Annotated in this window: 1 protein-coding gene; it reads right to left on the bottom strand. The window is 65.5% G+C overall.

Annotation, left to right across the window (positions count from 1 at the left end; all coding sequences use genetic code 11):
* Positions 1 to 827, bottom strand: an 827-nt coding sequence (locus E1269_RS31990; protein ID WP_131902305.1) for a Gfo/Idh/MocA family protein, incomplete at its 3' end; no start/stop codon positions are given.
* Between the last annotated feature and the right edge of the window lie 116 nt (positions 828 to 943).

The raw sequence follows: 943 nt of genomic DNA, 5'->3' as shown, positions 1-943 counted from the left end.
GATCGTTGTGTGGTGGTGAGGATGTTGATGAGGTGGAGTGATTCTTGGGGGTTGACCGGTGGTGGTGCGCCGTTGGCGAAGTCTGCGAAGGTTCTGGTGAAGGCGAGCAGGGTGGGTGCGGGGTCGTCGAGGGTGACGTGGTGGTGCCAGGTGTCGGCGTGGATGGTGGCGGCGTAGGTGGGCCAGCGTAGGAAGTTGAGGTGGTCCAAGAGCGCGGTGGCGCCGTTGGTGTAGGTGAGCAGGACGATCTGGCGGTCCGGTCCGGTGGTGGTGTGGATGGTGTCCACGTCGTGGCCGAGGAAGAGGTTGGCGAGCTCGATGGCGTGGATGCCGTAGAGGTCCAGGCCGAGCGGGCATTGCACGTGCAGGGCCTTGGCGCGGTTGGGCTTGGTTCGGATGTGCTCGCGGGCTGCTAGGAATTCCGGTGACCAGCGCACCGCGGACCCGGTGTAGCAGGGAGCACCGTGGCGTTCGGCGAGGGTGAAGATTTCTCGTGCGGCGTCTGGGGTGTCAGCCAGTGGTTTGTCTACGTAGGTTCGTAGTCCACGTTCCAGCGCGGCGCGGGCGTAGGGCAGGTGGGTTTCGGGGCGTTCGCTGAGGATCATCACCGCGTCCACGCCGTCGCAGACTTCTTCGGGGGTGGCGCAGATCGAGTCGATCTGGCAGGCGCGGGCGACACGTTGGGCGTCGGTGTGGTCCTCGCTCCAGATCGACACGACCCGTGCGCCGCGGACCGGCACACCGGAGCCGGGCTGGTTCTCCAGGCGACGCAGGAGCGATGCCCACAGGTACATGTCCGGGACCGCCGCACCGCTGGGCAGTCGCACTGGGATGGGTTCGTCCTCGGCCCAACCGTTCAAGAAAGCGCAGTACGTGTACGCATGCGTGTTATCCGTGCCAATGACACCAACCCGAGCACCAGACAACCCAACACACCTCCAGG

This window comes from Jiangella asiatica (genome assembly GCF_004349065.1).
Classification (GTDB): domain Bacteria; phylum Actinomycetota; class Actinomycetes; order Jiangellales; family Jiangellaceae; genus Jiangella; species Jiangella asiatica.
Note: the sequence above shows the minus strand (reverse complement) of the source record. Positions and strands in the feature narration are given on the sequence as shown.